At 68.9% G+C, this 24,717-nt stretch carries 24 protein-coding genes; 8 read left to right on the top strand and 16 right to left on the bottom strand.

What is annotated here, in order from left to right; genetic code table 11:
* Nucleotides 1-120: 120 nt before the first annotated feature.
* Genes RM531_RS05750 through RM531_RS05740 form a run of 3 tightly spaced genes read right to left on the bottom strand, consistent with a single transcriptional unit; the run spans nucleotide 121 to nucleotide 3,397 of the window.
* Nucleotides 121-1,476, bottom strand: coding sequence for a sigma 54-interacting transcriptional regulator (locus RM531_RS05750; RefSeq protein ID WP_311657964.1), 1,356 nt, complete (start codon nucleotides 1,474-1,476; stop codon nucleotides 121-123).
* Complete coding sequence (locus RM531_RS05745; protein WP_311657962.1) at nucleotides 1,473-1,967, bottom strand: hypothetical protein; 495 nt, start codon at nucleotides 1,965-1,967, stop codon at nucleotides 1,473-1,475. The genes RM531_RS05750 and RM531_RS05745 overlap by 4 nt, the downstream gene beginning before the upstream one ends.
* Complete coding sequence (locus RM531_RS05740; RefSeq protein WP_311657960.1) at nucleotides 1,967-3,397, bottom strand: HAMP domain-containing sensor histidine kinase; 1,431 nt, start codon at nucleotides 3,395-3,397, stop codon at nucleotides 1,967-1,969. Before RM531_RS05740 ends, RM531_RS05745 begins: the two co-directional genes overlap by 1 nt.
* A 74-nt stretch (nucleotides 3,398-3,471) precedes the next feature.
* Between RM531_RS05740 and pmbA the strand changes: the two genes are divergently transcribed.
* Nucleotides 3,472-4,830 (top strand): metalloprotease PmbA, encoded by a 1,359-nt coding sequence (gene pmbA, locus RM531_RS05735; protein WP_311657958.1) that lies wholly within the window; start codon nucleotides 3,472-3,474, stop codon nucleotides 4,828-4,830.
* Between the two features lie 12 nt (nucleotides 4,831-4,842).
* On the opposite strand, the gene RM531_RS05730 is transcribed toward pmbA, so the two are convergent.
* Nucleotides 4,843-5,457, bottom strand: coding sequence for an LON peptidase substrate-binding domain-containing protein (locus RM531_RS05730; protein ID WP_311657956.1), 615 nt, complete (start codon nucleotides 5,455-5,457; stop codon nucleotides 4,843-4,845).
* Nucleotides 5,454-6,263 (bottom strand): crotonase/enoyl-CoA hydratase family protein, encoded by an 810-nt coding sequence (locus RM531_RS05725; RefSeq protein WP_311657954.1) that lies wholly within the window; start codon nucleotides 6,261-6,263, stop codon nucleotides 5,454-5,456. Before RM531_RS05725 ends, RM531_RS05730 begins: the two co-directional genes overlap by 4 nt.
* 136 nt (nucleotides 6,264-6,399) lie before the next feature.
* On the opposite strand from RM531_RS05725, the gene RM531_RS05720 reads away from it, so the two are divergent.
* The 5 genes from RM531_RS05720 to RM531_RS05700 are packed head-to-tail and all read left to right on the top strand — an operon-like array spanning nucleotide 6,400 to nucleotide 10,727.
* Nucleotides 6,400-6,873, top strand: a complete 474-nt coding sequence (locus RM531_RS05720) for a PaaI family thioesterase (RefSeq protein WP_311657953.1) — start codon at nucleotides 6,400-6,402, stop codon at nucleotides 6,871-6,873.
* Nucleotides 6,870-7,307: a PaaI family thioesterase gene (locus RM531_RS05715; protein ID WP_311657952.1), complete on the top strand. Its 438-nt coding sequence runs from the start codon at nucleotides 6,870-6,872 to the stop codon at nucleotides 7,305-7,307. The genes RM531_RS05720 and RM531_RS05715 overlap by 4 nt, the downstream gene beginning before the upstream one ends.
* Nucleotides 7,308-7,348: 41 nt before the next feature.
* Nucleotides 7,349-8,239 carry an acyl-CoA thioesterase II gene (tesB, locus tag RM531_RS05710; protein ID WP_311657950.1) on the top strand — a complete coding sequence of 297 codons (891 nt, stop codon included), beginning with the start codon at nucleotides 7,349-7,351 and terminating at the stop codon, nucleotides 8,237-8,239.
* On the top strand, nucleotides 8,223-9,413 hold the full coding sequence (locus tag RM531_RS05705; RefSeq protein WP_311657948.1) for an alanine racemase: 1,191 nt from the start codon (nucleotides 8,223-8,225) through the stop codon (nucleotides 9,411-9,413). Before tesB ends, RM531_RS05705 begins: the two co-directional genes overlap by 17 nt.
* Nucleotides 9,414-9,428: 15 nt before the next feature.
* Nucleotides 9,429-10,727: a D-arabinono-1,4-lactone oxidase gene (locus tag RM531_RS05700; RefSeq protein WP_311657947.1), complete on the top strand. Its 1,299-nt coding sequence runs from the start codon at nucleotides 9,429-9,431 to the stop codon at nucleotides 10,725-10,727.
* 10 nt (nucleotides 10,728-10,737) lie between these two features.
* Here RM531_RS05700 and RM531_RS05695 read toward each other — a convergent pair whose 3' ends face one another.
* The 7 genes from RM531_RS05695 to RM531_RS05665 all read right to left on the bottom strand — a co-directional run bounded on the left by RM531_RS05695 (nucleotide 10,738) and on the right by RM531_RS05665 (nucleotide 17,259).
* Nucleotides 10,738-11,169 carry a hypothetical protein gene (locus RM531_RS05695; protein WP_311657945.1) on the bottom strand — a complete coding sequence of 144 codons (432 nt, stop codon included), beginning with the start codon at nucleotides 11,167-11,169 and terminating at the stop codon, nucleotides 10,738-10,740.
* Entirely contained in the window at nucleotides 11,166-11,750 is a 585-nt protein-coding gene (locus RM531_RS05690; protein WP_311657944.1) for a pentapeptide repeat-containing protein, read from the bottom strand. The genes RM531_RS05695 and RM531_RS05690 overlap by 4 nt, the downstream gene beginning before the upstream one ends.
* Before the next feature lie 149 nt (nucleotides 11,751-11,899).
* A complete protein-coding gene (locus tag RM531_RS05685) occupies nucleotides 11,900-13,723 on the bottom strand; it encodes a methanol/ethanol family PQQ-dependent dehydrogenase (protein WP_349255403.1) in 1,824 nt (607 codons plus the stop codon).
* Between the two features lie 208 nt (nucleotides 13,724-13,931).
* Entirely contained in the window at nucleotides 13,932-14,603 is a 672-nt protein-coding gene (locus RM531_RS05680; protein WP_311657938.1) for a response regulator transcription factor, read from the bottom strand.
* The gene (locus RM531_RS05675; RefSeq protein ID WP_311657937.1) at nucleotides 14,600-16,225 is read right to left on the bottom strand and encodes a sensor histidine kinase; all 1,626 of its coding nucleotides are present in this window, start codon (nucleotides 16,223-16,225) and stop codon (nucleotides 14,600-14,602) included. Before RM531_RS05675 ends, RM531_RS05680 begins: the two co-directional genes overlap by 4 nt.
* A gap of 33 nt (nucleotides 16,226-16,258) precedes the next feature.
* Nucleotides 16,259-16,939 carry an MOSC domain-containing protein gene (locus RM531_RS05670; RefSeq protein WP_311657936.1) on the bottom strand — a complete coding sequence of 227 codons (681 nt, stop codon included), beginning with the start codon at nucleotides 16,937-16,939 and terminating at the stop codon, nucleotides 16,259-16,261.
* Nucleotides 16,940-16,941: 2 nt separating this feature from the next.
* Entirely contained in the window at nucleotides 16,942-17,259 is a 318-nt protein-coding gene (locus RM531_RS05665; RefSeq protein ID WP_311657934.1) for a hypothetical protein, read from the bottom strand.
* A gap of 52 nt (nucleotides 17,260-17,311) precedes the next feature.
* Between RM531_RS05665 and RM531_RS05660 the strand changes: the two genes are divergently transcribed.
* Complete coding sequence (locus tag RM531_RS05660; RefSeq protein WP_311657933.1) at nucleotides 17,312-18,391, top strand: methyltransferase; 1,080 nt, start codon at nucleotides 17,312-17,314, stop codon at nucleotides 18,389-18,391.
* 42 nt (nucleotides 18,392-18,433) lie between these two features.
* The gene (locus RM531_RS05655) at nucleotides 18,434-18,823 is read left to right on the top strand and encodes an MAPEG family protein (RefSeq protein ID WP_311657931.1); all 390 of its coding nucleotides are present in this window, start codon (nucleotides 18,434-18,436) and stop codon (nucleotides 18,821-18,823) included.
* A gap of 18 nt (nucleotides 18,824-18,841) precedes the next feature.
* On the opposite strand, the gene RM531_RS05650 is transcribed toward RM531_RS05655, so the two are convergent.
* Genes RM531_RS05650 through lexA form a run of 4 tightly spaced genes read right to left on the bottom strand, consistent with a single transcriptional unit; the run spans nucleotide 18,842 to nucleotide 24,612 of the window.
* Nucleotides 18,842-21,937, bottom strand: coding sequence for an error-prone DNA polymerase (locus tag RM531_RS05650; RefSeq protein WP_311657929.1), 3,096 nt, complete (start codon nucleotides 21,935-21,937; stop codon nucleotides 18,842-18,844).
* Nucleotides 21,934-23,352 (bottom strand): Y-family DNA polymerase, encoded by a 1,419-nt coding sequence (locus tag RM531_RS05645; RefSeq protein ID WP_311657927.1) that lies wholly within the window; start codon nucleotides 23,350-23,352, stop codon nucleotides 21,934-21,936. Before RM531_RS05645 ends, RM531_RS05650 begins: the two co-directional genes overlap by 4 nt.
* Nucleotides 23,285-23,992 carry a translesion DNA synthesis-associated protein ImuA gene (gene imuA, locus RM531_RS05640; RefSeq protein ID WP_311657925.1) on the bottom strand — a complete coding sequence of 236 codons (708 nt, stop codon included), beginning with the start codon at nucleotides 23,990-23,992 and terminating at the stop codon, nucleotides 23,285-23,287. The genes RM531_RS05645 and imuA overlap by 68 nt, the downstream gene beginning before the upstream one ends.
* On the bottom strand, nucleotides 23,989-24,612 hold the full coding sequence (gene lexA, locus RM531_RS05635; RefSeq protein ID WP_311657923.1) for a transcriptional repressor LexA: 624 nt from the start codon (nucleotides 24,610-24,612) through the stop codon (nucleotides 23,989-23,991). Before lexA ends, imuA begins: the two co-directional genes overlap by 4 nt.
* Nucleotides 24,613-24,717: the final 105 nt, after the last annotated feature.

Below are 24,717 nucleotides of genomic sequence, written 5' to 3'. Positions count from 1 at the left end.
TGCCGCCATTCGATGGCGTCGCGGCGCCAGAACTGTTGCCTGCTGGCGACGCTTTCCCCGGGATTTATCCCAGATTGCTGATAATAAAGAGAAAAAGGTGTCGCCGAGCGGCGACAGGCGTCACTTGAACTCGGCGGGATCGATACCGTGGCGGCCCAGCAGCTTGTAGAACTCGGTGCGGTTGCGCCGTGCCAGCCGCGCGCTGCGGGAGACGTTGCCGCCGGTGATCTGCAACAGTCGAATCAGGTAGTGGCGGGTGAAACTTTCCCGTGCCTGTTTGAGCGGCGGCATGACCTCACCCGGCACCGTGCCGCCGTCGCGGACCAGTGCCTGGCGTACCTGATCGGCTCCGATCACGCGGGCCCGGGTCAGGGCCACATTGTGTTCCACCATGTTGCGCAATTGTCGGATGTTGCCGGGCCAGTCGGCGCCGGTGAGCAACTCCATGGCATCGGGGGCGTAGACCTTGGGAGGCCTGCCCTTGTCTTCGGTCAGCTGCTTGAGGAAATGATCCACCAGTAGCGGAATATCCTCGCGGCGCTGCGCCAGCGGCGGCAGCGTGAGCGTGACCACGTTCAGCCGGTAGTAGAGGTCCTCGCGGAAGTCGCCGGCGGCAATCGCCTCGCGCAGGTTGCGGTGGGTGGCCGAGATCACCCGGATGTCGACCGCCACCGACTGGCTGCCACCGACCGGCCGCACTTCGCCTTCCTGCAGTGCCCGCAGTAGCTTGACCTGCAGCGATGCCGGCATGTCGCCGATTTCATCGAGCAGCAGGCTGCCGCCATGGGCATCGCGGATCAGCCCGGGCTTGGCCGACTTGGCATCGGTGAAGGCGCCCTTCTCGTGCCCGAACAGCTCGGATTCCAGCAGGGCCTCCGGCATGGCCCCGCAGTTGATCGCCACGAACGGCTTGCCGGCCCGGGGGCTGGCGTCGTGAATGGACCGGGCCAGCAGTTCCTTGCCGGTTCCCGAGGCGCCGTTGATCAGCACCGCGGCGTCGCTTTCGGCCACCATGCGGGCCTCGCCCAGCAGCGAGTGCATCTCGGGTGAGCGGGTGATCACCCGGGCGGCCCAGCCATCGCTCTGATCATGGTTCGTGCGGCCCGCCCCGAGAGCGTGCTGAATGCGTTCGGCCAGCGCCGCCCGGTCGACCGGTTTGGTGAGGAAGTCCAGCGCCCCCTGCTGGGTGGCGGTAACCGCCTCCGGAATAGTGCCGTGGGCGGTGAGCACGATCACCGGCAGGCCCGGCCGTTCGCGGCCGATTTCACCCAGCAGCGCCATGCCGTCCATGCCGGCCATGCGCAGGTCCGTGATCACCAGATCCGCGGCGAAGCCGGTCAGGCGGGAGAGCGCCTCGCGGGCCGATTCGGCGGTGACCACCTCGTGGCCCTCGCTTTCCAGCCGCAGGGACAGCAGCCGGCGCAGGCCGGGGTCGTCATCGACCAGCAGGATGCGTCCGGTGGCCGACCCGCTCACGGCGCCTCGCCCAGGTCGCGCTCGATATTGGTGATGGCGTCGAGCTTGCGACGGGCTTCATCCAGTGCCTCGGCGAGTTCGTCCCGCTCGCCACGTGCGTCGCGCTGAGCCTGTTCCAGTGAGGCGATGTGCCGCAGCGTGGCGGCCCGGACCGACAGGAAACCGCGTACGGATGGCGCCCAGTCTGCCGCCGGGTCGTTGAGTGCCTGCTCGATGTGGTCGGCGGCCGCCGCGGCGTCGGCACCGGGATGGCCCCACTGACCCTCCGCCAGACCCAGGCGGGCAATCGAAACCGGGTCGGGCTGTTCGCGCCATTGCTCACGTGCCGCGTTCAGCGCCGCCTCGCGCCGATCCGTGTTCGCGGCGGCAAGCTGTTCGGCGTAGGCCACCAGATCCGGCGGCGCCGGGTCGGTGCTCTGCGGCTGCAGCGCTGCGCAGCCAGCCAGCGTCGCCAACAGGATGATGGCAGCCAGTCCTCCGCCGGCACGCATCAGGCCAGGCTCCGGCGCGGCAGGCGGATGCGCAGACAGGCCCCGCGGCCCGCCTGGTCGAGAATCTCGATGTCGCCGCCATGGGTCTGCACCGCTTCGCGCACCACCGACAGTCCGATGCCCGTCCCACGCACGTGGCGGCCGGGGTCGGGGTGGGCCTGATAGAACGGGGTAAACACCTGCTCGTGCTCCTCTGCCGGAATACCCGGGCCGTCGTCGGTGACTTCGATGATCATGCCCCGTCGCAGACGCTGGCCGCTGATATCGATACGGCCGCCATCGGGGGAGAACTTGATCGCATTGGTCAGAAGATTATCGAAAATCAGCCGCCAGCGGTCGCGGTCGGCATTCATGACGAGGCCGGATTCGGGAAGACTGGTAATCAGTCGATGGCTGTCCAGGGTCAGCCGATGCCGGTCGAGTACCTGTTCCACCAGTTCGCGCAGGTCGAATTCGGTGGCGTCGATCTGGGCATGCTGCTCCCGCCAGGCGGCGAAATCGAGCAGGTTGTCGATCAGCGACGTCAGCTCGAGGCTGTTGCGCAGCAGGATGGCTACTACCTCCCGCTGTGGCGGGGCCAGGCCGCCGAGGCTGTCGTCGTCGAGCAGCGAAACCCCCTCTCGGATGCTGGCAAGCGGCGTCTTTAGCTCGTGCGACATGTGGCGCAGGAAGCGGTTCTTCTCCCCCTCGAGCTCGTCCAGGCGCTGGCGCATCCGGTCGAGCTGCACGCCCAGATCGTCCAACTCCGCCGAAGGCGCGCTGATCACCACCGGCTGATCGAACCGGCCGCCGCCCAGGCGTTGAATGGCGGCTCGAATCTGGCGGATCGGACGGGAAATGACCACGGTGAACAGAATCACCAGCGCCACGGTCGCCGGCACCAGCGCTACCGTGCACAACAGCAGGAACAGGCCCACCTCGCCGGCGGTGGATTCGATGCGCGCGACTTCGCGGTCGATGAAAACATTGCCCTGGTCGGTGATGCCCTGAGCCAGATCGCGCATGGTCTCGAACCGCGACATCTCGGCGTCGAAGGCATCGCCGTCGATCTGACTGTCGAGCAGCGCGCGACGGATCAGCTCGGCTTCGTGACGCAGATCGGTCAGGTTCCAGCCGGGCATGGTTTCAAGCTGTAACCGGCCCAGGTCATCCAGAGCGGCCGAGAATGCGTCGTGGTGGTCATTGAAGCGTTCCACCAGGACCGGATCCCCCAGCACCGCGAACTGCCGCGCGCTGCGCTCCATGGCGGTAATCCGGTTCTGCGCCTGACGGCTGAGGCGGGTGACCGCCACGCCCTGACGGACCAGACGCTCGCTCTGACTGGCCAACCGGTCGACGTAGACCGCACCGACACCCAGGGCCAGCAGTAGCGGCAGGGCCACGATGCCGAAGCCGGCCACCAGCAGGCCGGGCACGGAACGGGGGCGCAAGGGGCTGGATCGACGCGGCATAAGCCGTCAGCATAACCGTTTACGTCCCCAGTCCCGAGACCCAGGAGAATCGCTTGAGCCACACCCCGCAAACGGTGGCCGAACCGGCCCTGCCCGACGCCGCCGATCTGGCCCGCCAACTAGAACAGGCGCTGGATGCTCTGCGCGCGGCCGGTGCCGACAGCGCCGAGGCCCGCGTGGCGGCCGGCCGGGCCCTGAGCGTTGAAGTGCGTCAGGGCGATCTGGAGTCGGTGGAGTTCCAGGCCGACCGTGATCTGGCCGTCACCGCCTACCGCGGCCGGCGCAGCGCCACTGCGACCACCACCGACCTCAGCGATGAGGGCATCCGCGCCGTGGCCGCCCGGGCCGCGGCCATGGCGGTGCATACGGGGGAGGACCCCTGGGCCGGGCTGGCCGACCCGGACGCGCTGGCGCGCGAGTTCCCCGATCTTGATCTGGTGCACCCCTGGGAGCTGGAAGTGGCCGACGCGCGGGATCTGGCACTGGCCTGTGAATCGGCCGCGCTGGCCGCGGATCCGCGCATTCACCAGTCCGATGGGGCGGCGGTGGAAACCAGCGACACCATCTCGGCCTATGCCAATACCCACGGCTTCTTCGGCGCTGAGCGGGCCACCCGCCACGGCTGGGGCTGCACCGTGATCGCCCGGGCCGACGGGCAGATGCAGCGCGACGCCTGGAGCAGCAGCGCCCGCTGCCGTGATGATCTGGACCCGGTGGCCGAAGTCGGTCGTCGGGCCGGCGAGCGGGCCGCCGCGCGCCTGGATGCCACCACCCCGAGCACCCGCCGGGCGCCGGTGCTGTTTCCGCCGGAACTGGCCCGGTCGTTATTCGCGCATCTGGTGGGCGCGATCAGCGGCGGCACGCTCTACCGGGACGCTTCGTTCGCCAAGGACCGTCTGGGCGAGACCCTGTTTTCCGACTGGCTGTCGGTGATCCAGCGGCCGCGTCTGCCCCGGGCGATGGCCAGCGCCAGTTTCGATGCGGAGGGCGTGGCGACCACCGAACGCCCGATTGTCGACCGCGGTGTGCTGGCGGACTATCTACTGGGCAGTTATGCCGCCCGGCGGCTGGACCGGCAGACCACCGGTAACGCCGGCGGCGCGTTCAATCTGTGCATCGAGGGCGGCAGCGGTGACCAGGCGGGACTGCTGCATACCATGGATACGGGCCTGCTGGTCACCCAGCTGATGGGACAGGGGGTCAACCTGATGACCGGCGACTATTCCCGCGGCGCGGCCGGTTTCTGGGTCGAGCAGGGCCGGCTGGCCTACCCGGTGCAGAACGTCACCATCGCCGGCAATCTGCTGGATATGTTCGCGGGTATCGTGGCGGCCGGCGCCGACCCGGACTGCCGCGGTGCCATCCGCGCCCCCAGCCTGCTGATCGGGGAAATGACCGTCGCCGGCCAGTAATCGACCGCTGATCTAGTCCGTCGAACCGGCCTCCTCCAGCCGCACCAGCGGGTGGATATGCTTGAGACGGTCGACCGGGTCCGGCGTGGCCAGCAATGCGTGCTTGGTAGCGGCGTCGAAGGGCAGCAGTTCGGTCAGCCGCGACGACAGCCAGCCGGCGGAATCGTATTCGCGCGGACGGCTGGCGTAGGGTTCGCCCAGCCGGTCGTACAGGGCTTCGGCCACCCGCTTGAGGCCCGCGAATTCCAGCGGGCAGGGCACGTCCCGGCGCTCCTGCAGGAAGCGCACGGTGCCCCACCAAAGGCCGTTCTCGGCCTGGCGCCGGTCGAGCACTTCGAAGCGCCGGTTGCCCTCCACGGTGATGCCCAGATAGCCGTCCTCGAGCCGGTCGAAATCCATGATCTCGACCAGCGTGCCCACCGAGCGCGGGGCAGTGGACTGGTTGCCTTCCGAACCCGGTTCCAGGGCGCACACACCGAAGCCGGTCTGGCCCTTCATGCACAGGCTGACCATGTCCACGTAGCGGGGCTCGAAGATGCGCAACGGCATCACGCCGCCCGGGAACACCACGCTGGACAGGGGGAACAGCGGGAAATCGGGAAAGTCGTGCGGGTCGATATCGCTCATGAAGCGGATGACTCCGGCGGGTCGGTGAATTCGGGCGTGCGCTTTTCCATCGCGGCGCGCACCGCCTCCTGCTGATTGCGGCTGGCCAGCATGGTCCGTTGCAGACCGGCTTCCAGCGTCAGGGCGCGTTCGCGGTCGATCTGCCAGGCCTGCTCGAACAGCTGCTTGGCGCCGCGGACCGCGTCCGGGCACTTGCCGGCGATCTCGGCGGCGAGTGCCCGGGCGGCGGCCAGCGGGTCGTCGTCGGTCCGGGTGATCAGGCCCAGGGCCGCCGCCTCGGTGCCGTTGACGATGCGGCCGGTAAAGGTGAGTTCCTTGGCCCGGTCGATGCCGATCTGATTGGCCAGGGTCAGGGTGGCGCCCATGTCGGGTACCAGCCCCCATTTCACTTCCATGATGGAAAGCTGGGCATCCGGGGCGGCGATGCGGATGTCCGCACCCGCCGCAATCTGCAGGCCGCCGCCGAAGGCCACGCCCTGGATCGCGCAGATCACCGGCACCGGAATCCGGCGCCAGATCAGCGCGGCCATCTGGGCGCGGTTGGCGCCGTCGTCCTCGATCCCGAACAGGGCCTGCTGGATATCTATACCGGCGGCAATGAAGCTGGGGTAGTCGATGCCGGAACAGAAGCTCTTTCCGTCGCCGCGCAGGATCACCGCGCGCAGGTCCCGGCGGTCCACCAGTGCCTTGCCGGCGGCCAGCACGCCTTCGAACATGTCCATGTCCAGGGCATTGTGGCGATCGGGCCGGTTCAGGCAGATCTCCGCGATGCCATTTTCCACGTGGGTGGTCACGCGGTCGCTCATGTCGATATCTCCGGTGTTTCTGGGGTCGCGGCCCGGCAGGGGCCGTCTGCAAGGCGTTAGGGTGCCATATCCCGGCGGTCGGCCGCCCCGGATGACGGCTGGACAGCGGCGCGGGCCGCGGCTACCGTCTGCGCCCGTGAGCAATCCCGATCCCCGAGAGCAGCAGCGCCAGCGCATTGCCGATGGCTTCATGCGCGCGATTCCCCACAATACGGCGCTGGGCATGCGCGTGGTCGACACCGGCCCGGGCACCGCCCGGACCTGTCTGGACTACCGCCCCGAGTTTCTCGGCGATGTGGCGGCCGGGCTCTGGCACACCGGCCCGGCGATCTCGCTGGCCGATGCCACCGCCGGACTGGCGGTGTTCCTGGGGCTGCCGGAACCCGGGTCGATCGCCACCCTGGACCTGCGCATGGACTACCTGCGCCCGGCGGTGGCCGATCAGCCGCTGATTGCGGACGGCGAATGCGACCACATCACCCGCCGGATCGTGTTTGCCGGCGTGCGGTTGCACCAGGGCGATCCGACACGCCCCACCGCCCGCTGTACTGCCACGTTCATGCGCACCGGCCGGGCGTCGGCGGTCGCCACCGAGGCCGCGAAGGAATGAACGCGCCGCCGCCGGATGCTGCCACCCTGCCCGACGACCCGCGGGCGCTGGTGGCCGCCGTGCCCTATGCCGCCTACCTGGACCTGCGTATCGAGCGGGACGCCGACGGCGCCCGCATTTTCCGGCTGCCCTATCGCGAGGACCTGATCGGCAATGCCCGGCTGCCGGCCCTGCACGGCGGCGCAATCGCCGGATTCGTTGAGAGCGCGGCCCTGTTCGAGGTGCTGATCTCGCAGGCCCAGCAACGCGTGCCGCGCGTGGTCGACATGACCGTGGACTATCTGCGTTCCGGCCGGGCCCGGGATACCTTTGCCGTTGGCCGGGTGGTGCGCCAGGGCAGCCGCATCGCCCAGGTGCAGGTGGATGTCTGGCAGGACCAGCGCGAGCGGCTGATCGCATTCGCGCGGGCGGACTTTCTGCTCCAGGAAGACTAGCGCTTACAATTGGCGGCATCTGTCATCCATCCGCCGATTCCATGAGCGATACTCCCAGCCGCGTTCTCCAGGACCTGGTCGACCTGCTCGATCTGGAGAACATCGAAGTCAATCTCTTCCGCGGCGAATCCCGCGACCTGGGCGGCAAGAGCGTGTTCGGCGGCCAGGTGCTGGGCCAGGCGCTGGTGGCGGCCACCCGGACGGTGGATGAGGGCGTCGCCCACTCGCTGCACGCCTATTTCCTGCGCCCCGGCGCCATGGACGCGCCGATTGTCTACGAGGTGGACCGGGTGCGCGACGGCCGCAGTTTCGCTGCCCGACGCGTGCAGGCGATCCAGCACGGCCGGCCGATCTGTTCCGTGATTGCCTCGTTCCAGCAGCCGGAGGAGGGGGCCTCGCATCAGGCCGCCATGCCCGAGGTGCCGTCGCCGGAATCCCTGGCGCCCCAGTCCGAACTGCGCCGCAAGTGGATGGACGACGCCGGCCCGCTGCCCGAGCGGCTGCAGTGGGCCCTGACGCGCCCGCTGGCGCTGGAATTCCGGCCGGTCAATCCCTGGAACGGGCTGGATCCGGACGCGCGCGAACCGCAGCAGCAGATCTGGTTCAAGGCCGCCGGGCCATTGCCGGCGGAACCGGTGCTGCACCGCTGCATGCTGGCCTATGCCTCCGACTACAATCTGCTGACCACCGCGCTGCTGCCGCACCGCATGTCGTTTCTGCAGCCGGACATGGTGGTGGCCAGCATCGACCACGCGCTGTGGTTCCACCGCACGCCGCGGGTGGACGACTGGCTGCTCTACGACATGGACAGCCCGGCTGCCAGCGGGGCACGCGGGCTGACTTTCGGGCGCATATTCAGTCGCGACGGCGATCTGGTGGCCTCCGTGGCGCAGGAGAACCTGATGCGCCGTATCGATGGCAAACGCGATTGATGCCGAGGGTCTTCGCCGGGCGCTGACCGGACAGCGCCTGCCGGCCGCCTTTGTCGATCTCGACGCATTCGACGCCAATGCGGCCGCGCTACTGACCCGTGCGGGCGATCGCCCGATCCGGGTGGCCAGCAAGTCCGTGCGCTGCGAGGCGCTGCTGCGGCGAGTCCTGGACAGTGATCCCCGCTACCAGGGCCTGATGTGCTTCACCGCCGCCGAGGCGGCCTGGCTGGCCGGGCGGGGCTTCGACGATCTGCTCGTGGCCTACCCAACCACGGACGACGACGCCATCGCGGCCGTCTGTGACCACATTGCCGCGGGCCGGCGACTCTGCCTGACGGTGGACGACCCCGTGCATCTGGACCGGCTGGGGACGATCGCGGCCGCGGCCGGCTTGATGCTACCGGTTTCCGTGGAGTTCGATTGTTCGCTGCGGCTGCCCGGGCTCAACTTCGGCGTCTGGCGCTCGCCGCTGCGCCGGTCAGCGGACCTGGTGGCGCTGGTTCGGGCCGTCGCCGATCACCCGCATCTGCACCTGGCCGGCCTGATGGGCTACGAGGCCCAGCTGGCCGGGGTGCCGGATATGGCCGCCGGGAGCCGGGCGAGGAATGCAGTCATCCGTCGGCTCAAGCAGCTGTCGCAGCGAGTCATCACGCGGCGCCGCGAAGCGCTGCTGGCGGCCCTGGCCCGCGAGAATCTGCTGCCGGCGATGGTCAACGCCGGCGGCACCGGTTGCCTCGAGGCATCGTCGGTGGCGGACGGGGTCACGGAAGTCACGGCCGGCTCCGGGCTGTTTAATCCATGGCTGTTCGACGGCTATCAGGGGTTTCGCCATCGCCCGGCGGCCGGTTTTGCACTGCCGGTGGTCCGTCATCCGGCCCCGGGCGTGGCCACCTGCCTGGGCGGCGGGTACCCGGCCTCCGGCGGTGAACGGCCCGCGCCGCGGCCCTGGTGGCCGGCCGGCGCGCGGCTGTCGCCGCTGGAGGGCGCCGGCGAGGTGCAGACGCCGGTCTTCTTCCCGCGGGATGCGGTGCCGGCGATCGGCGAGCCGGTGCTGTTTCGCCATGCCAAGGCCGGCGAACTGTGCGAGCGTTTCGATCGCCTGCTGCTGATTCGCGGCGGCGACGTGGTGGACGACGTGCCGACCTATCGCGGGGCCGGGCAGTGTTTTCTGTGACGGCGGGTTCCTGACGTGCCGCAGTGGCGCAACTGGTCCGGCAGCGTTGTCTGCCATCCGCGCCGGCTGATGATCCCGGCCGATGAAGCGGAACTGGGCGCCATCATCCTGGCGGCCCGCGAGGCCGGCGAGTGCGTACGGCCGGTCGGGGCCGGTCATTCGTTCACCCCACTGTGCGCAACCGACGGGGTGCAGGTGTCGTTGTCGCGCTTTACCGGATTGCGGTCGGTGGATAGTGCCACCGGGCGAGTGCGCGTCGGGGCCGGTACCCGCCTGGGCGAGCTGGGCGCCGCACTTCACGATCACGGGCTGGCCATGCCCAATCTCGGCGACATCGACGTGCAGTGTCTGGCCGGGGCGCTGGCCACCGGCACCCATGGCACCGGCGCGGCCTTCGGCAATCTGGCCACGCAGGTGACCGGCATGCGCCTGGTCGGCGCCGACGGGCAGGCCCGCTGGTGCAGCGCGGACAGACATGCCGACATTTTCCACCCCGGGCGCATTCATCTCGGCGCGCTGGGCATCGTCACCGAAGTGGAACTGGCCTGCGTGCCGGCCTACCGCCTGCATTACCGCAGCGACCGGATTGGCTGGGACGAGATGCTCGCCGGTCTCGAGGATCGCCGGGCGGCTCACCGCAATGTCGAGTACTACTGGTTTCCCTACACCGACCGGGTGCAGATCAAGACCATGGACGAAACGGTCGAGCCGGCACGCGGCGGTGGCCGCTGGCGACGCTGGCAGGACCTGCTGGTGGAGAATGGCGGCCTGTGGGCGCTTTCGCGCATCGCTCGTGCCCGGCCGTCGAGCTGCCCGCGCCTGAACCGCATCGCCGCCGCCGCGGTACCCCGCCATGATCAGGTCGCACCGGCCCATGCCGCCTACGCCACGTCCCGGCTGGTGCGCTTCAACGAAACCGAGTACAGCCTGCCGCGGGCGGCGTTACCCGAGGTACTCCGGGCCGTTCGCAAGCTGATCGAACGGGCGCGGTTCGCCACCAATTTCCCGCTGGAGATCCGCGATGCCGCGGCTGATGATATTCCGCTATCGCCGGCTTACGGTCGGGACTCGGCCTATATCGCCGCCCATGTGCATGCCCGCATGCCGTTCATCGATTACTTCACCGCGCTGGGCGAGATTTTCCGCGATCACGATGGCCGCCCGCACTGGGGCAAGTGGCATGACGAGGATGTCGGGCGTCTGGCATCTCGCTATCCGGCATGGCGAGACTTCGGGGCGGTTCGCGAGCGGCTGGATCCGGATGGGGTGTTCCTGAATCCGCATTTGCACCGGGTGCTGGTTGGCAGCGGTTGATCCGCGCGGCTCAGCCGCTTGCCGGCAGCGGCGTGACCCAGAGTTTCCAGGTGCCGGTGGCCTTCACTTCGATATAGAACTCACCGCTGGTTTCCACGTCGAGATGACCCTCGCCGGGGCCGGTGCCGTAGGAGCGAACCAGTTTACCGCTGGTGCGGTAGATGTAGATCACGAAGATCACGTCCTCGTTGCGGTAACGCACCCGGAATGGTCCCGGACTGGTGAAGACGGCGGTGCTTTCGCGACCGCGGCCGGCGAAATCGAATGACAGGTGCCGGTCAACTGCGCGGTCGTAGCAGGCTAGCCGGGCGTCGTCCCCGGCTTCCGCCCGGCAGGCGCGAAGCGCGGCGGCGGTTCCGTCGCCGAGGGCGGGATCAGCCGCGAGCGCGCCCGGGGCGGCGAGCGCGGCAAGCAGGCCGGCGAGGCACCGGCGGACGGTCACCAGTCGAACGGGCAGGCGGTGCAGTCTTCCATGTGGGTGCCCTGGAAGATGGCGTAGGGATAGCGCGCGCCGGTCATGTCGGCACCGGCCAGATTGGCCAGCGACAGCTTGGCTTCCTGCAGGTTGGCGTTGATCAGCCGGGCCCCGTCCAGTTGCGCCTTGGGCAGCCAGGCCATTTCCAGGTTGGCGGCCGTGAGGTTGGCGCCCGACAGGGTGGCACCGGACAGCCGCGCGAAGTTCAGATTGGCGCCGTGCAGGTTGGCATCGGTGAGATCGGCTCCCTGCAGGAACGCGGTGACCAGAACGGCCGCTTCCAGATTCGCGCCGCGCAGGTTGGCCCCGCGGAGATTGGCGTGTTCAAGATCGGCACGAGCCAGGTTGGCGCCGGCGAGATTGACGCCGGACAGGTCGGCGTTCTCCAGATTGGCGTGACGCAGATCGGCATTGCGGCAGTCGGCGCCGGCTTCGATGCGGCAGTTGCCAGTGATTCTGGCCGCATCATCGGCATCGTCGCCGGCGGCCAGGCTCTGCCCGGCGATGGTCAGGGATAGCGCCACGAGGAGGATTGCGGGCATTCGCATGATGGGATCCTGAAACGAAAAAAAGAGGGCCGAATCCGTGGCGGAGCGACTTAGTGGAGATTTGGAGACTAAGACACCACGGATTCGACCCGGCACTCTGAAAAGAAAGCGTCAGGTTGTTTGTTAAGTCACGGTTTTCCGGTTGACCCCTAGTTCTGGGCGGCGAAGTCCGGAACCTTGAAGGCGATGAACGACCCACCCTGAGATACCGGCTGGGTCAGGTCAGCCAGGTCACCGCCCCACAGCGGCACGGCGCCGCCGTAACCGGTGGCAATGCCTACGTACTGGTCGCCGTCATGCGTCCAGGTAATGGGGCAGCCGACCACGCCGGAACCGGTCTGGAACTTCCACAGCTCTTTGCCCGTCTTGGCGTTGAAGGCCTTGAAGAAACCATCGCTGGTGCCGGTGAAAACCAGGTTGCCGGCGGTGGTCATGGTGCCGGCCCACAGCGGCAGCTTTTCGTTGTGTTCCCACACGATCTCGCCGCTGGTCGGGTCCATTGCCCGCAGGGTACCCACGTGGTCGTCGTGGAGCTTTTTGATGCGGAAGCCCTGGCCGAGATAGGCCGCGCCCTTCTTGTAGGTGACGTTTTCGGTCCAGTAGTCCTCGGTCCAGTTGTTGGCGGGGATGTAGAACAGGCCGGTATCCGGGCTGTAGGACATCGGGTTCCAGTTCTTGCCACCCAGGAACGGCGGGGTCACCTGAATGGTCTCGCCGCGATCCTTGCCCTCGGCGGGCTTGGGCGGACGCTGGCCGGCCACTTCGATCGGGCGGCCGGTCTTCTCGTCGATGCCCTCGGCCCAGGTGATTTTGTCGACGAACGGGTAACCGGCGATTACCGCGGTGCCGTCGTTGATGATGTCGTCATCCCGATCCGCCAGATCATTGATGTCGGTGACGTAGAAAAACCCGTTACGGTCGGCATGGGCCCCGGCGCGAACGGTCTTGCCGTCCTTCTTCATGTCGAAGAGGATGATCTCGTTGTTGCCGGAGAAGTCCCAGGCATCGTTCGGGGTGTGCTGGTAGAAGCCCACCAGTTCGCCGTTGCTCGGGTCCACGTAGGCCTGGCCCGAGGTGTACAGGCTGTCATAGTCCTGCGGGTCGCCGGTCTCGCCGGTGCGCTTCCAGGTGTTCCACGGCGCCGGGTTGCCGGCCCCGATGATGATGGTGTTGGTGGCGACATCGAACGACGCACTCTGCCAGGGGGCGCCGCCGCCATGGCTCCAGGCCTCCGCCTTGCCGGTGCCCTTGTAGTCACCGTCTGGCCATGACGGGGCATCCGCGTCGCCGGTGGTGGTGCTTTCCTCGCCGTCGAGGCGGCCCATGTGACCCTCCACCAGCGGTCGCATCCAGATTTCCTCGCCGGTGTCCGGGTTGCGGGCGTAGAGCTTGCCCAGCACCCCGAATTCATCACCCGAGCTGCCGTGGATCAGCATCACCTTGCCGGTTTCCTGATCCTTGATGATGGTGGGCGCACCGGTCATGGTGTAGCCGGCTTCGTGATCGGCGAACTTCTCCTGCCAGACCACTTCACCGGTGTCCTTGTTAAGTGCCACGATCGCCGCATCCAGGGTACCGAAGAACACCTTGTCGCCGTAGATCGCGGCACCGCGGTTGACCACGTCGCAGCAGGGGCGGATGTTCTCGGGCAGGCGGTGGGCGTACTCCCACAGCTTCTCGCCGCTTTCGACGTCCAGCGCGAAAATGCGGGAGTAGGAGGCAGTGATGTAGGCCACGCCGTCGTGAATCAGCGGCTGGGTTTCCTGCCCGCGCTGCTTCTCGTCGCCGAAGGAAAATTGCCAGGCCGGCCGCAGCCGCTCGACGTTCTTGACGTTGATGTCGGTCAACGGGCTGTAGCGCTGGGCGTCCGGCCCGAACCCGTACATCAGGATGTTTTCCGGGGTCTGGGCATCGTTGACGATGTCCTCCCAGCTGACGTCTGCAGCCAGGGCCGGCGCGGTACTGACGGCCATGCCGGCCGCCAGGACCAGGGCTGTATTGCGACGCCTTGGCGTCGTGGATTGCTGTCGCATGAATCGGTCTCCTCGTTAACGCGTTGATGGACTCCCGCGCGGCGCTTGTGGCTATGGTTTTGTGAACGCCTTGCCGGCCACACTGGGGCAGCAACCCTGAGAAAGGCTTGAGAGGAAGATGGGAAAACGCTGAGAACGAATCAGCGCCTCACGCCACCAGCCGATACCCCACGCCGCGCACGGTCTCCAGTCGCGGCGGGGCGTCACACTGACCGAGCTTGCGGCGCAGGTAACCGATGTAGACGTCGACCGTATTGAAGGTAACGTCGGCGTCCGGGCCCCAGACCCGCTCCAGCAGGCGGGTGCGCGATAGCACCCGCGGCGCGCCGGCCATCAGGCAGTGCAGCAGCGCGAACTCGCGGGCACTCAGCACGATGGTCTGATTGCCACAGCGAGCTTCGTGCATGTCCGGGGTCAATGTGAGTTGCCCGACCCGCAGGCATTGTTCAGCCGGGTGTCCCCGCCGGCGTCGGCTGATTGCTTCCAGCCGGGCCAGCAATTCCTCGAATGCAAAGGGCTTGGTCAGGTAGTCGTCGGCACCCGCGCGCAGCCCGGCCACGCGGTCGTCCACCCGGTCACGGGCGGTGAGCATGAGAATCGGGGTGACGTCGCCGTCGTCACGGATCTGCTGGCAAAGCCGCACGCCGTCGAGGTCGGGCAGGCGCAGATCCAGGATGATCAGGTCATAGTCCACATTGCCCAGACGGGCCAGGGCGGCGGCCCCGCTTTCGGCGGTGTCGGGCGTGAACCCCTCTGCGGCCAAGCCGCGCCGCAGCATGTCCGACACCCGTGGGTCATCCTCGACGATTAGCAGATTCATGGCGCGGCTACCTCGGCTGCGGCCAGCGGCAGCACAAGTACCGCCCGGGTGCCGCGCCCGCCGGGGCCGGCGCCAAGTTCGATGGTGCCCCCGTGGTCCTGGGCGATGCGCCGGGCGATGGTTAGCCCCAGGCCGAGACCGCCGGTGTCGCCGCCACGGGCGAAGCCGTCGAAAGCCCGCTCGCGCTCGGCCGGTGCCATGCCCGGTCCCTGGTCGGTGACGGTGATGATGCCGCTACCGGTCGGCAGGTCGTGATCCAGTTCGATGTGGACGCAGCCCTCGTCCGGCGAGTGCTTGATGGCATTGTCGAGCAGGGTCAGCAGTGCCTGCTGCAGGCGCTGGCCGTCGCCGCGCAGTGTCACGGCGTGACCGGGCGCCAGGCCGATCACGCGGATGCCGCGTGGCCGGCCGAGCGCGCCGGCTGCGGCCGCGGCACGGCTGACGATCTTCCCCAGTTGCAGATCCTCGCGCACGAAGGCCAGTTCGCGGCTGCGCGAGCGGGCCAGGGCCACGAGATCCTCGATGGCATGGGACAGGCTGTCGGCCAGCCCCACGATCTGCTGCAGAACGGCCCGTAGTTGCCCGGTATCCGGCGCGCGCTGGCGCAGGGCCATGTCCGCCTCGCCGCGCAGGGCGGTCAGCGGCGTGCGCAGTTCGTGGGAAATCTCGCTGAAGAACTGCTCGCGCCGGTTGTCGACGGCCTGCAGCCGGCGATTGCGCTGTTCCAGTTCGGCGGTGCGCGCCGCGACCTGGTTGGCCAGATCCGCGCGCAGGCTGTCCAGCCGGTGCCGGTCGCGCTGCAGGCGGGCGGCCATGCGGTCGAACATAGCGGCGAGTAGGCCGATGTCGTCGCGGGTGCGGTCCTGCAGGCGATAGTCGAGCCGGCCGCCGCCGACGAGCGCGGCCCCGTGCATCAGCCGGCGCAGGCGTGATCGCATCGCCCCGACCAGGCCCAGATTCACTGCGGCCGCCAGCGTCAGTACCAGCAGGGGCAGGCCCACTGCCAGCAGGGTGGCTTCCCGCGCAGTGTCGGCCATTTGACGGGCGTTGGCTTGGACTTCAGCGCGTTCGTCGCGGATTGCCTGGTCGAGTAGTCGCTCGATGTGTTCACGGGTGACCCAGAGCGGCTCGCGGCGGGTCAGTAGTACCTCCTCGGCGCGGGTGAGCAGCGCCTCGATGGCGGCGATCTGATCGAGTTCGCCGCGCTCGTCAGCGCGGGCCGCAGGCTCGAGCAACGCCAGCTCGGCACCAACGGACTGATGCCAGGCCGTCAGCAGGCTCATCGCGTCGCGCCGGGCTTCGTCGTCGACCCCGGGCGCGGCCAGTGAGGCCATGTAACGGTCGATGCCGCCGGCCACCCGGGCCAGCAGCTCCAGCTGCTCGTAGGCATGGCCGCCGCGCTGCAGCAGGAACTGGGCCCGCTGCCAGCCGATGGCGGTGGCGGCGGCCCCAAAGGCAAGCGCGATGCCGGTGATGGCCAGTGTGATGATCAGCAGGCCGTTCAGGCCGCGGACCGGCCAGTAGTAGGAATCGGCGCGCGGGCGGGAGTCTCGGGCTCGGATAGGGTGAAGGCGATCCTGAATGCTGCGGCCTATGAAGACCCGCTTCCGGACCGAAATCAATAAGGCAGACTTCCCCTTTTTGAATTCCCGGTTCTAGTCCGCGCCCCGCTGAAGTAGGTATTCCCGCCGGCTGCGGTAGGCCTGCCGCCAGCTTTCCGCCAGCGGCGGCAGTTCGGCGAGCGCGGCCATCTCGTCGAGATCGGGCGCCGGGTCATTACGCACCTTCCACAACCGGGCTAGGGTGAATCCGTGCCCGGCCGCTTCGATCCGCGCCGGCACGTCATCCGGGGCGACCTCGCCGGGCTCGACCACCCGGTACAACCAGCCCGAACGACCGGCCTGCGCCACCACCTGGGCGAAGTTGCGGATGCCGGTGCGCCGGGCGATCTTGAAACAGGGATAGCGTGGCTGGGTGATCGCAATGCGGGCGGTGCCCAGCGCAAAGACATCGCCCGGATGCACGTCCGCCTCGGTCAGGCCGCGGGTGCTCAGGTTCTCGCCCAGCAGGCCGGGTTCGAACTGGTCGGCCAGATCCGGGTATTCCTGCCGCCAGTGATCGTAGTGCTCGGCGGGGTAGTGATTGAGCGCGCGCTCGGGGCCGCCGTGGTGGGTGCGGTCGGCCTGGCGGTCGCCTTCCAGCCCCTCGGGCGCCAGGGCGACGGGCGCGTCGGCGCGTCGCTTGAACATGCCGGTAAGCGAGCCCACGCCGGGTAATTGGCGCAGGTCGCCCACGAACAGGCCCTGGGATTCGATGGAAGCGGAATCATCAGCCATGGTTATCTCCGCGGGCGATGGGTCTTAGGCACAAAGCCGCCCGGCTTGTCGGCGATCCAGGCCACGAAGCGGGCGATGTCCGGATGGCCGAGCAGGGCGCTGCGATCATGATAGCGCTCGGCCAGCGTTTTTTCGTCGAGCACGGCGTGGATCTGTTTGTGACAGGGGCGGCACAGGAAAAGAATGCGCTGCTGGCGTTCGTCGCGCGAGAAGCGGCGGCGAATTCGCTTGAGCCGATGGGTGCGGCGCGGGATCAGGTGGTGGCGCGTCAGCCGCACCTCCCGGCGTTCGCAGAGCTGGCAGCAATCAGGCTCGACCATACTCCAATCCTGACGCGGACCCGGCCGGTTGGCCAGCGGTTAAGCTGGCGGCATGACCGACACCCTCAAGGTAACCGGCTGCCAGCGCGTGTTTACCACCAATCCGGGTCTGGAGAAGGTGGTTATCGCCGAATTCCGCCAGCGCTGCTATGCCGCCGGCGCCCCGGCCGGTGGCTTCGATGCCCGCCGGAGCGGCGTGCGCGGCCGGGTGCTGGCCGGCACCGATGGTGACGTGATGGCGGCGGTGGCCCCGCGCATGCGCAGCATCCATCACGTGCGCCGGCCGGTTGACCGGTTCGACCTGCCGGACGGGCCCGACCCGCTGGCCGAGATTGCCGCCCGGGTTGCGAAACTTGACCTGCCCGAACTGGCCACCGCCGCCAGCTTCCGGGCGAGTTGCATCCGGCGCGGAGACCAGCCGTTCACCAGCGAGGACGTGATGCGTGCCGTGGGCGCGGCGATCAACCGCGCCTGGCAGGTGTCGGTGGACTTGACCGGTTATGACGCGGCGGTACATGTGGACGTGATCGATTCGCGCTGCATCGTGGATGTCGTGCTGCCGCACCGGGCGCTGTCCAACCGGCATCCGCGTGTCGAGACCCATCCCACGGGTTTGCGCGCCAACATCGCCTACGCGGCCCTGCGCATGGCCGGCATCGAGGAGGACAGCGCCGGGCGGGTGCTCGACCCCTTCTGCGGTTCCGGCACCATTCTGCTGGAAGCCGGTGATCTGGCCCCGGGAATCGAAGTGATTGGCTGCGACTGGAACGAGCGGGCCGTAGCCGGGGCCAGTGCCAATCTGGCGGTCGCCGGTCTGGCCGACCGGGGCCGGGTCGACTGCCGTGACAGCCTCGCCGGGCTGGACGATCTCGGCGTCTTCGACGCCGTGGTCACCAATCCGCCTTTCGGTCGCAAGCTGGGCCGCGGCATGAAGTTTCCGGATTTCTATCGGCGCCTGTTCGAGCTGGCGGCCGACCGGCTGGCACCGGGGCATAGGCTGGTGTTCCTGGCGGATCGCGGCGGGGCGGTCAACCGTGGTCTGCGCGCGGCCGGTGGTTTCCGGCTGCGGCGCCGGCGGTTGATCCAGATGAGCGGTGTGTGGCCCTGCATCTACGTGTTCGAACGTCTCTGAACGCTGGCTATACTCGGGGCGGCAACAAGGGAGGGAACCGCCATGACCGTCGAAACCACCGTATTCGTGCTCACCCTCGGGCTGGGCTTTTTCCATATCCTGCTGATGGCGGGCTGCAACATTCCGGTCCACGGGCTGATGCCGCTGCTGGGCGCGCGGGACAATCTGCCGACCTCGGACAACGTCTTTCTCAACCGGGCCTGGCGGGCCAACGACAACTTCAAGGAAACCGCGATCTGGGCCCTGCCGTTGCTGGTGCTGGTCCAGGTCACCGGCGACGCCAACGCCACCACCGCGCTGGGCGCCTGGGTGTACTTCTGGTCCCGGGTGGTGTTCGTACCGCTGTATTTCTTCGGCGTGCACACCCTGCGCACCGTGGCCTGGGCCGGCGGTCTGGTCGGTATCGGCATGATGGCGTTTCAGCTGCTGTAGCCGCGCCGTTTCCAGCGGTCAATGGAAGTCGCGGGACCGGGTGGTCAGCCGCCCGAGCAGAGGACTGTGGTCTTCCAGGTGTTCGGCGCGCAGGTGGCGGACCTCGCCGCTGCGCTGCATCACCCCGCTGACCAGCAGCAGCCGCGCGGCCAGCGCCTGACGGCGAAAACGGGTGACCAGCTGCGGCCAGACGATGACATTCACCTGACCGGTCTCGTCCTCCAGGGTGAGAAACATCACCCCCTTCGCGGTGCCGGGGCGCTGGCGCATGGTGACGATACCGGCCACCCGCGCGGGCTGGTCGTGGTCCAGCCCCGCGAAATCGGCCGCCGTGCCCGCCTGCAGCCGCGCCAGCCGGTTGCGAATCAGCGCCAGCGGATGCCGGCCCAGGGTGAGGCCGAGGCTGGCGTAGTCGGCCACGATATCCTCACCCTCGGCGGGGGCGGGCAGCTCGGGGGTGTCGTCGCTGGCCGTGTGGTCGGCGAACAGACCGGGTAGCGGTGCCACGCCCTGGGCCGCCCAGTAGGCGGCATGGCGGTGTTCCGCCAGACCGGCCAGCGCCCCGGCTCGGGTCAGCGTGCGGCGGTCGCGCCGGTCCAGATTCGCTCGCCGCACCAGATCGGCGATGTCGGTGAACCCGGCTCTGTCACGTGCGGCCAGTATGCGATCGGCCGTGCCCCGACCCAGCCCCTTGATCTGGCGCAGACCCAGCCGCAGTGCCGGCTCGCCGCCGTCGACGGTTTCCAGGCTGCAGTCCCAGCGCGAGGTGCCAACGTCCACCCCGCGCACCGTCACGCCGTGCTCGCGGGCGTCCCGGACGATCTGGGCCGGGGCGTAGAACCCCATGGGCTGGCTGTTGAGCAGGGCGCAGGCGAACGCCGCCGGCTCGTGGCATTTCAGGTAGGCCGAGGCGTAGACCAGCAAGGCGAAACTGATGGCGTGGGATTCGGGAAACCCGTAGGCCCCGAAGCCCTTGATCTGCTCGAAGATGCGGTCGGCAAACGCGGCGTCGTAGCCGTTGGCGCGCATGCCGGCCTTGAGCCGGGCCTCGAACGGTTCCAGCCCGCCGCGCTTTTTCCAGGCGGCCATCGCCCGGCGCAGGGCATCGGCCTCGCCGGGGGTGAAGTCGGCGGCGACCATGGCGATCTGCATCACCTGCTCCTGGAAGATGGGCACGCCCAGGGTGCGTTCCAGCACGCCCTTCAGGCGTTCGTCGGGATAGGTGACTGGCTCCAGCCCCTGCCGGCGTTTCAGATAGGGATGCACCATGCCGCCCTGGATCGGGCCGGGCCGGACGATGGCTACCTCGATCACCAGGTCGAAGAATCTTTCCGGCCGCAGCCGAGGCAGCATGCTCATCTGGGCGCGGGACTCGATCTGGAACACGCCCACGGTGTCGGCCCGCCGGATCATGGCGTAGGTGGGACCGTCGCCGGCGGGCAGGGAGGCCAGCGTATGCCGCACGCCGCGTAAGTCGGCCACCAGGTCGAAGGCCCGCCGCAGGCAGGAGAGCATGCCCAGGCCGAGCACATCGACCTTCATCAGTCCCAGCGATTCCAGGTCGTCCTTGTCCCACTGGATCACCGTGCGGTCACGCATGGCCGCGTTTTCCACCGGCACCAGCTGATGCAGCGGCCGGTGGCTGATCACGAAGCCGCCCACATGCTGCGACAGATGGCGGGGGAAGCCGATCAGGTCGGCCACCAGCCGTCGCAGGCGGGTGACGACGGGCGAGGCCGGGTCCAGACCCACTTCGCGGATACGGGTTTCGAAGGCCTCCTGCCCGTCCCACCAGGCGAGATTCTTCGCCAGGCTATCCACCTGGTCGGCGCCCAGACCCAGTGCCTTGCCCACGTCGCGCACCGCGCTGCGGGGGCGGTAGGTGATCAGGGTGGCGGCCAGGGCGGCGCGGTCGCGGCCGTACTTGGCATAGATGTACTGGATCACCTCCTCGCGGCGCTCGTGTTCGAAGTCCACGTCGATGTCGGGCGGCTCGTCACGGTCCTTCGAGATGAAGCGGGCGAACAGCATCTGGCGCTTGACCGGATCAACCTCGGTGATGCCCAGACAGAAACAGACCACCGAATTGGCCGCCGAACCGCGGCCCTGGCAGAGAATGCCCCGGCTGCGGGCGAAGGCCACCAGATCGTGCACGGTGAGAAAGTAGTGCTCGTAGCGCATCTCGGCGATCAGGGCGAGCTCATCGTCGATGCGCTGTCGGATAGGCGCCGCAACGCCGTCCGGCCAGCGCCGTTCGGCGCCGGCCGTGACCAGGGCGCGCAGATGAGCCGCCGGCATGCGATCGGGTGGTACCAGTTCCGCGGGGTATTCATAACGCAGCGCCGCCATGGAAAAGCGGCAGCGGCTGGCGACGTTCAGCGTCTCCGCCAGCAGGTCGGCGGGGTAATGCCGGGCCAGGGCGTTGCGGGCCCGCAGGTGGCGTTCGCCGTTGGGCAGCAGGCGGTGGCCGGCTTCGTTCAGGGGCACGCCGTGGCGGATGGCGGTGAGGGTGTCCTGCAGGGCCCGCCGGCCACGCGCGTGCATGTGAACGCCGCCGGCGGCCACCAGCGGCAGACCGGCTGCGTGCGACAGCGCCCGGAGGTCGTGCAGGCGGGCATTGTCGTCGGGCCCACGGTGCAGTTCGGCAGCAATCCAGGCGCGGTGACCGAAACGCGCGGTCACCCAGTCGGCGGTCTCGGTCGTCGTCTCGGTGTCGGGCAGCAGCAGGGCCAGGCAGCCGGGTAAACCGTCGGCCAGATCGTCACGGGTAAGCTGGTAGTCGCCCTTGGCTGCGCGTCGGCGCCCGCGGGTGATCAGCCCGCATAGCCGGGAGTAGCCGTCATGGCCGGTGGCCAGCAGGACCAGCCGCGGGCCGTCGGTCAGGGCGATCTCGCTGCCCACGATCAGGTGCAGTTCATGTTGCCGGGCGGCGGCGTGGGCGCGGGCCATGCCGGCCATGGAGGCTTCGTCGGTGATCGCCAGGGCGGTGTAGCCGAGTTCGGCGGCCCGCTCGACCAGCTCCTCGGGGTGTGAGGCCCCGCGCAGGAAGCTGAAGTTGGACACACAATGCAGCTCGGCGTAGGCGGGATTGTTGTCGCTGGTGGTGGCCGTCATGCGAACAACCCGTGCAGGAACCACCCGTCGCGGTCCCGGAATATCCACCAGCGGGCGCCGTCCCCGGTGGCGGCGACGTAATAGTCGCGGCGCACGTCCCGGCTGTCCCACCAGCCGCTTTCGATGCGCTCGGGGCCGGCCAGCAGGGTGAGGCCGGCGGACGTCCGGTCCGGCACCAGCTCGGCCGGCAGGGTTTCGGGCGCATGAAGCAGCCACAGGGGCCGGGGGCGATTGTCGCTGGCCTGGCTGGGGGTGCCGGGGTCGACGGCCCGGCTGGCCCGTTCCGGTCGGTGGTCGGCCACCACGGCCAGACCGCGGATGGCGCCGGGGCCCAGCCGGGCGGCCAGGGTTTCGTGCAGACGCTGCCACTGGCTGTCGTCCGTGGTGGGCAGCAGGCTCTGCTGGGGCTGTTCCAGCGGCACGAAACCCGTGGCCCGCAATCGCAGGCCATCCACCGGGGCGGGCAGCGGCGTGCGATCCAGCCGGTCGTCGAGCAGGCGTCCGAGATGGTCGGGATCGCGCCCCGGCGCCCGCAGGCCTAGTGTCACGCGGGTGGGATCGGCATCGCGGTGGGTCAGAATCAGTTCGCAGCGGGTGACACCGGCATCCACCGCGCGCAGCTGACCGCATAGTTCCCGCAGCAGGCGCCGGGCGGCAAAGCCCAGGGCGGCGGCGGTATCGGCCGGGGCCGGCAGTGCCAGTTCGCCCTCGTAGCGGCGTGGTGGCTGGTAGGGCTGACGGGGATCCGGCCGGCGGCCCAGCAGGCGATCGCGATAGGTGATGAAATCCGGGCCGAAACGCCGTGCCAGGGCCGCCGCGGGCAGGGTCAGGATGTCGCCCAGCCGGTGCAGGCCGCTCGCCTGGAGGTCATCCAGTGCCTGCGCCTCGATGGTGAGTGCCGACAGCGGCAGGTCCGCCAGGGACTCGGCCAGATCAGCGCCCCGGGTCAGGCATTCACCGCGCCCGATTCGCGCCAGCGCGGTGGCGGCCGCCGGGGTGGGGGCGATGGCGGCCGTGACCGCGAAGCCCAGATCATTCAGTTCCCGCGCGGCGCGGTGCCGCAGGGTTTCGGCGCCGCCGAACAGGGTGAGACTGCCGGCGACCTCCAGCAATAGTGACTGCGGTGACTGCAGCACCACGCGGTCGGTGAACTGCTGCGCCCAGGCCGCCAGCTGTCGCAGGCAGCGGCCCTCGGCGGCTGTGTCCCGGGCCAGTAGATGCAGCTCCGGCAGCAACGACCGGGCGGTGGCGGCGGACTGGCCGGGCTGTACGCCGGCCAGCCGCGCGGCCGGGTTGGCCGCGAGCAGGTGGCGCCGGCGGTCGATATCCGTGATCGCAACCGGAGTGTCAGGCGTGCCGTGCCGGCAGCGGGCGTCCAGCGCCAGCGCCGGTAGCCACAGGCAGAGCCATAGCATCAGCAATCCCTGATTGGTTATCCGCGGCCCGCGTTCGGGCCGACATGGACCGGGACAGATCGACTCGGAAACCGGCGCGGCCGCGGCACTTGAGCACGTGCACCAGCGGCCCCGGGGCAAGACGCAGCCGCAGCGCGGCGGGCAGGCGCGGATCGGCAGGCATGCCGGGCGGCCGCTGAATGAAACCGGGTCGGTTGCCGGCTTCGGCCGCAAGCTGCAGTCGGCGGGCGGCCGGGGCGGTGAAGTCGGCGGCCCACAGCACCACGACCGCTCCGGCCCGCAGACCCTGTTCGGCGGCCCATAGGGCATCCGGTGCCGACGCGGTGGTGACCGTCGCCAGCCGCGTCAGATCCAGGCCGGCCGCGGCCAGCGCCGGCGCGTAGGGCAGATGGGGCGGCGCCACCCAGAGCAGATGCCGGCCCTGTTCGATGGCCGCGATCAGGGCCGGAAGCATCAGGCCGAGTTCCCCGATACCCGACGAGTCCGGGGTGATTTCGGTCAGGCCGTTTGCGGGGAAACCGCCGCCTGGCAGGCGCTGATCGAGCGCGGCAAAGCCGCTGGGCAGGCCCGGCGTGTCGGCGGCCGCCCCGCCGCGCCAGATGTCGGGATGGCGCAGCAGATCGGCAACCGATCCGGTCATGGCCGATCGCTGAAATCGTCGCGGCGGATCACGCCCACGGCCCGGCCCTCGATCGCCAGCGACTGGCTGCTGCCGTCCACCACGATGGGCTCGTAGGCGGGGTTGGCCGGCAGCAGCTCGACGATATTGCCCCGGCGCCGGAAGCGCTTGACGGTGACCTCGTCATCCACCCGGGCCACCACCACCTGGCCGTTGGCGGCTTCACGGGTGGCGTGCACGGCCAGCAGATCGTCGTCGCGAATGCCGGCGTCGATCATGCTGTCGCCGCACACCCGCAGCAGGTAGTCGGCCCGCGGCCTGAACAGCGCGGGGGCAATCCGGTGATGGGTCTCGATATTTTCCACCGCCAGGATCGGGGCGCCGGCGGCCACCCGGCCGATCAGTGGCAGGGTGTCGGGATCGGCCACCTGCGGCGACAGCCGGATGCCGCGGCTGTGGCCGGCGCTGAGCTCAATCGCCCCGCGCCGGGCCAGCGCCCGCAGATGGGCTTGGGCGGCGTTGGGCGACGCGAAGCCGAAGTGGTCCATGATCTCCGCCCGGGTGGGCGGAATGCCGCGTTCGGCGAGGGTGTCGCGAATGAAGCCCAGGATGGCGGCCTGGCGGTCGGTAAGGTCGAGCATGAGGCGATCCGGTTGCCGTTTGCATGTAAATATATACAGCTAATGATCAATGTACAACGTCCCGCGGATTATTCGAGCCGCAACGAAAAAGCCCCCGGCCAAGGG

It is taken from the genome of Spectribacter acetivorans (assembly GCF_031846305.1).
GTDB classification, from domain to species: Bacteria; Pseudomonadota; Gammaproteobacteria; order Nevskiales; family Salinisphaeraceae; genus Spectribacter; species Spectribacter acetivorans.
Note: the sequence above shows the minus strand (reverse complement) of the source record. Positions and strands in the feature narration are given on the sequence as shown.

Excerpts from the sequence above, each read along its gene's own strand:
- RM531_RS05745 (WP_311657962.1), bottom strand. The coding sequence starts at position 1,967 with ATGCGTGCCGGCGGAGGACTGGCTGCCATCATCCTGTTGGCGACGCTG.
- RM531_RS05730 (WP_311657956.1), bottom strand. The coding sequence starts at position 5,457 with ATGAGCGATATCGACCCGCACGACTTTCCCGATTTCCCGCTGTTCCCC.
- RM531_RS05725 (WP_311657954.1), bottom strand. The coding sequence starts at position 6,263 with ATGAGCGACCGCGTGACCACCCACGTGGAAAATGGCATCGCGGAGATC.
- RM531_RS05715 (WP_311657952.1), top strand. The coding sequence starts at position 6,870 with ATGAACGCGCCGCCGCCGGATGCTGCCACCCTGCCCGACGACCCGCGG.
- tesB (WP_311657950.1), top strand. The coding sequence starts at position 7,349 with ATGAGCGATACTCCCAGCCGCGTTCTCCAGGACCTGGTCGACCTGCTC.
- RM531_RS05705 (WP_311657948.1), top strand. The coding sequence starts at position 8,223 with ATGGCAAACGCGATTGATGCCGAGGGTCTTCGCCGGGCGCTGACCGGA.
- RM531_RS05690 (WP_311657944.1), bottom strand. The coding sequence starts at position 11,750 with ATGCGAATGCCCGCAATCCTCCTCGTGGCGCTATCCCTGACCATCGCC.
- RM531_RS05685 (WP_349255403.1), bottom strand. The coding sequence starts at position 13,723 with ATGGCCGTCAGTACCGCGCCGGCCCTGGCTGCAGACGTCAGCTGGGAG.
- RM531_RS05680 (WP_311657938.1), bottom strand. The coding sequence starts at position 14,603 with ATGAATCTGCTAATCGTCGAGGATGACCCACGGGTGTCGGACATGCTG.
- RM531_RS05670 (WP_311657936.1), bottom strand. The coding sequence starts at position 16,939 with ATGGCTGATGATTCCGCTTCCATCGAATCCCAGGGCCTGTTCGTGGGC.
- RM531_RS05665 (WP_311657934.1), bottom strand. The coding sequence starts at position 17,259 with ATGGTCGAGCCTGATTGCTGCCAGCTCTGCGAACGCCGGGAGGTGCGG.
- RM531_RS05660 (WP_311657933.1), top strand. The coding sequence starts at position 17,312 with ATGACCGACACCCTCAAGGTAACCGGCTGCCAGCGCGTGTTTACCACC.
- RM531_RS05655 (WP_311657931.1), top strand. The coding sequence starts at position 18,434 with ATGACCGTCGAAACCACCGTATTCGTGCTCACCCTCGGGCTGGGCTTT.
- RM531_RS05650 (WP_311657929.1), bottom strand. The coding sequence starts at position 21,937 with ATGACGGCCACCACCAGCGACAACAATCCCGCCTACGCCGAGCTGCAT.
- RM531_RS05645 (WP_311657927.1), bottom strand. The coding sequence starts at position 23,352 with ATGCTATGGCTCTGCCTGTGGCTACCGGCGCTGGCGCTGGACGCCCGC.
- imuA (WP_311657925.1), bottom strand. The coding sequence starts at position 23,992 with ATGACCGGATCGGTTGCCGATCTGCTGCGCCATCCCGACATCTGGCGC.
- lexA (WP_311657923.1), bottom strand. The coding sequence starts at position 24,612 with ATGCTCGACCTTACCGACCGCCAGGCCGCCATCCTGGGCTTCATTCGC.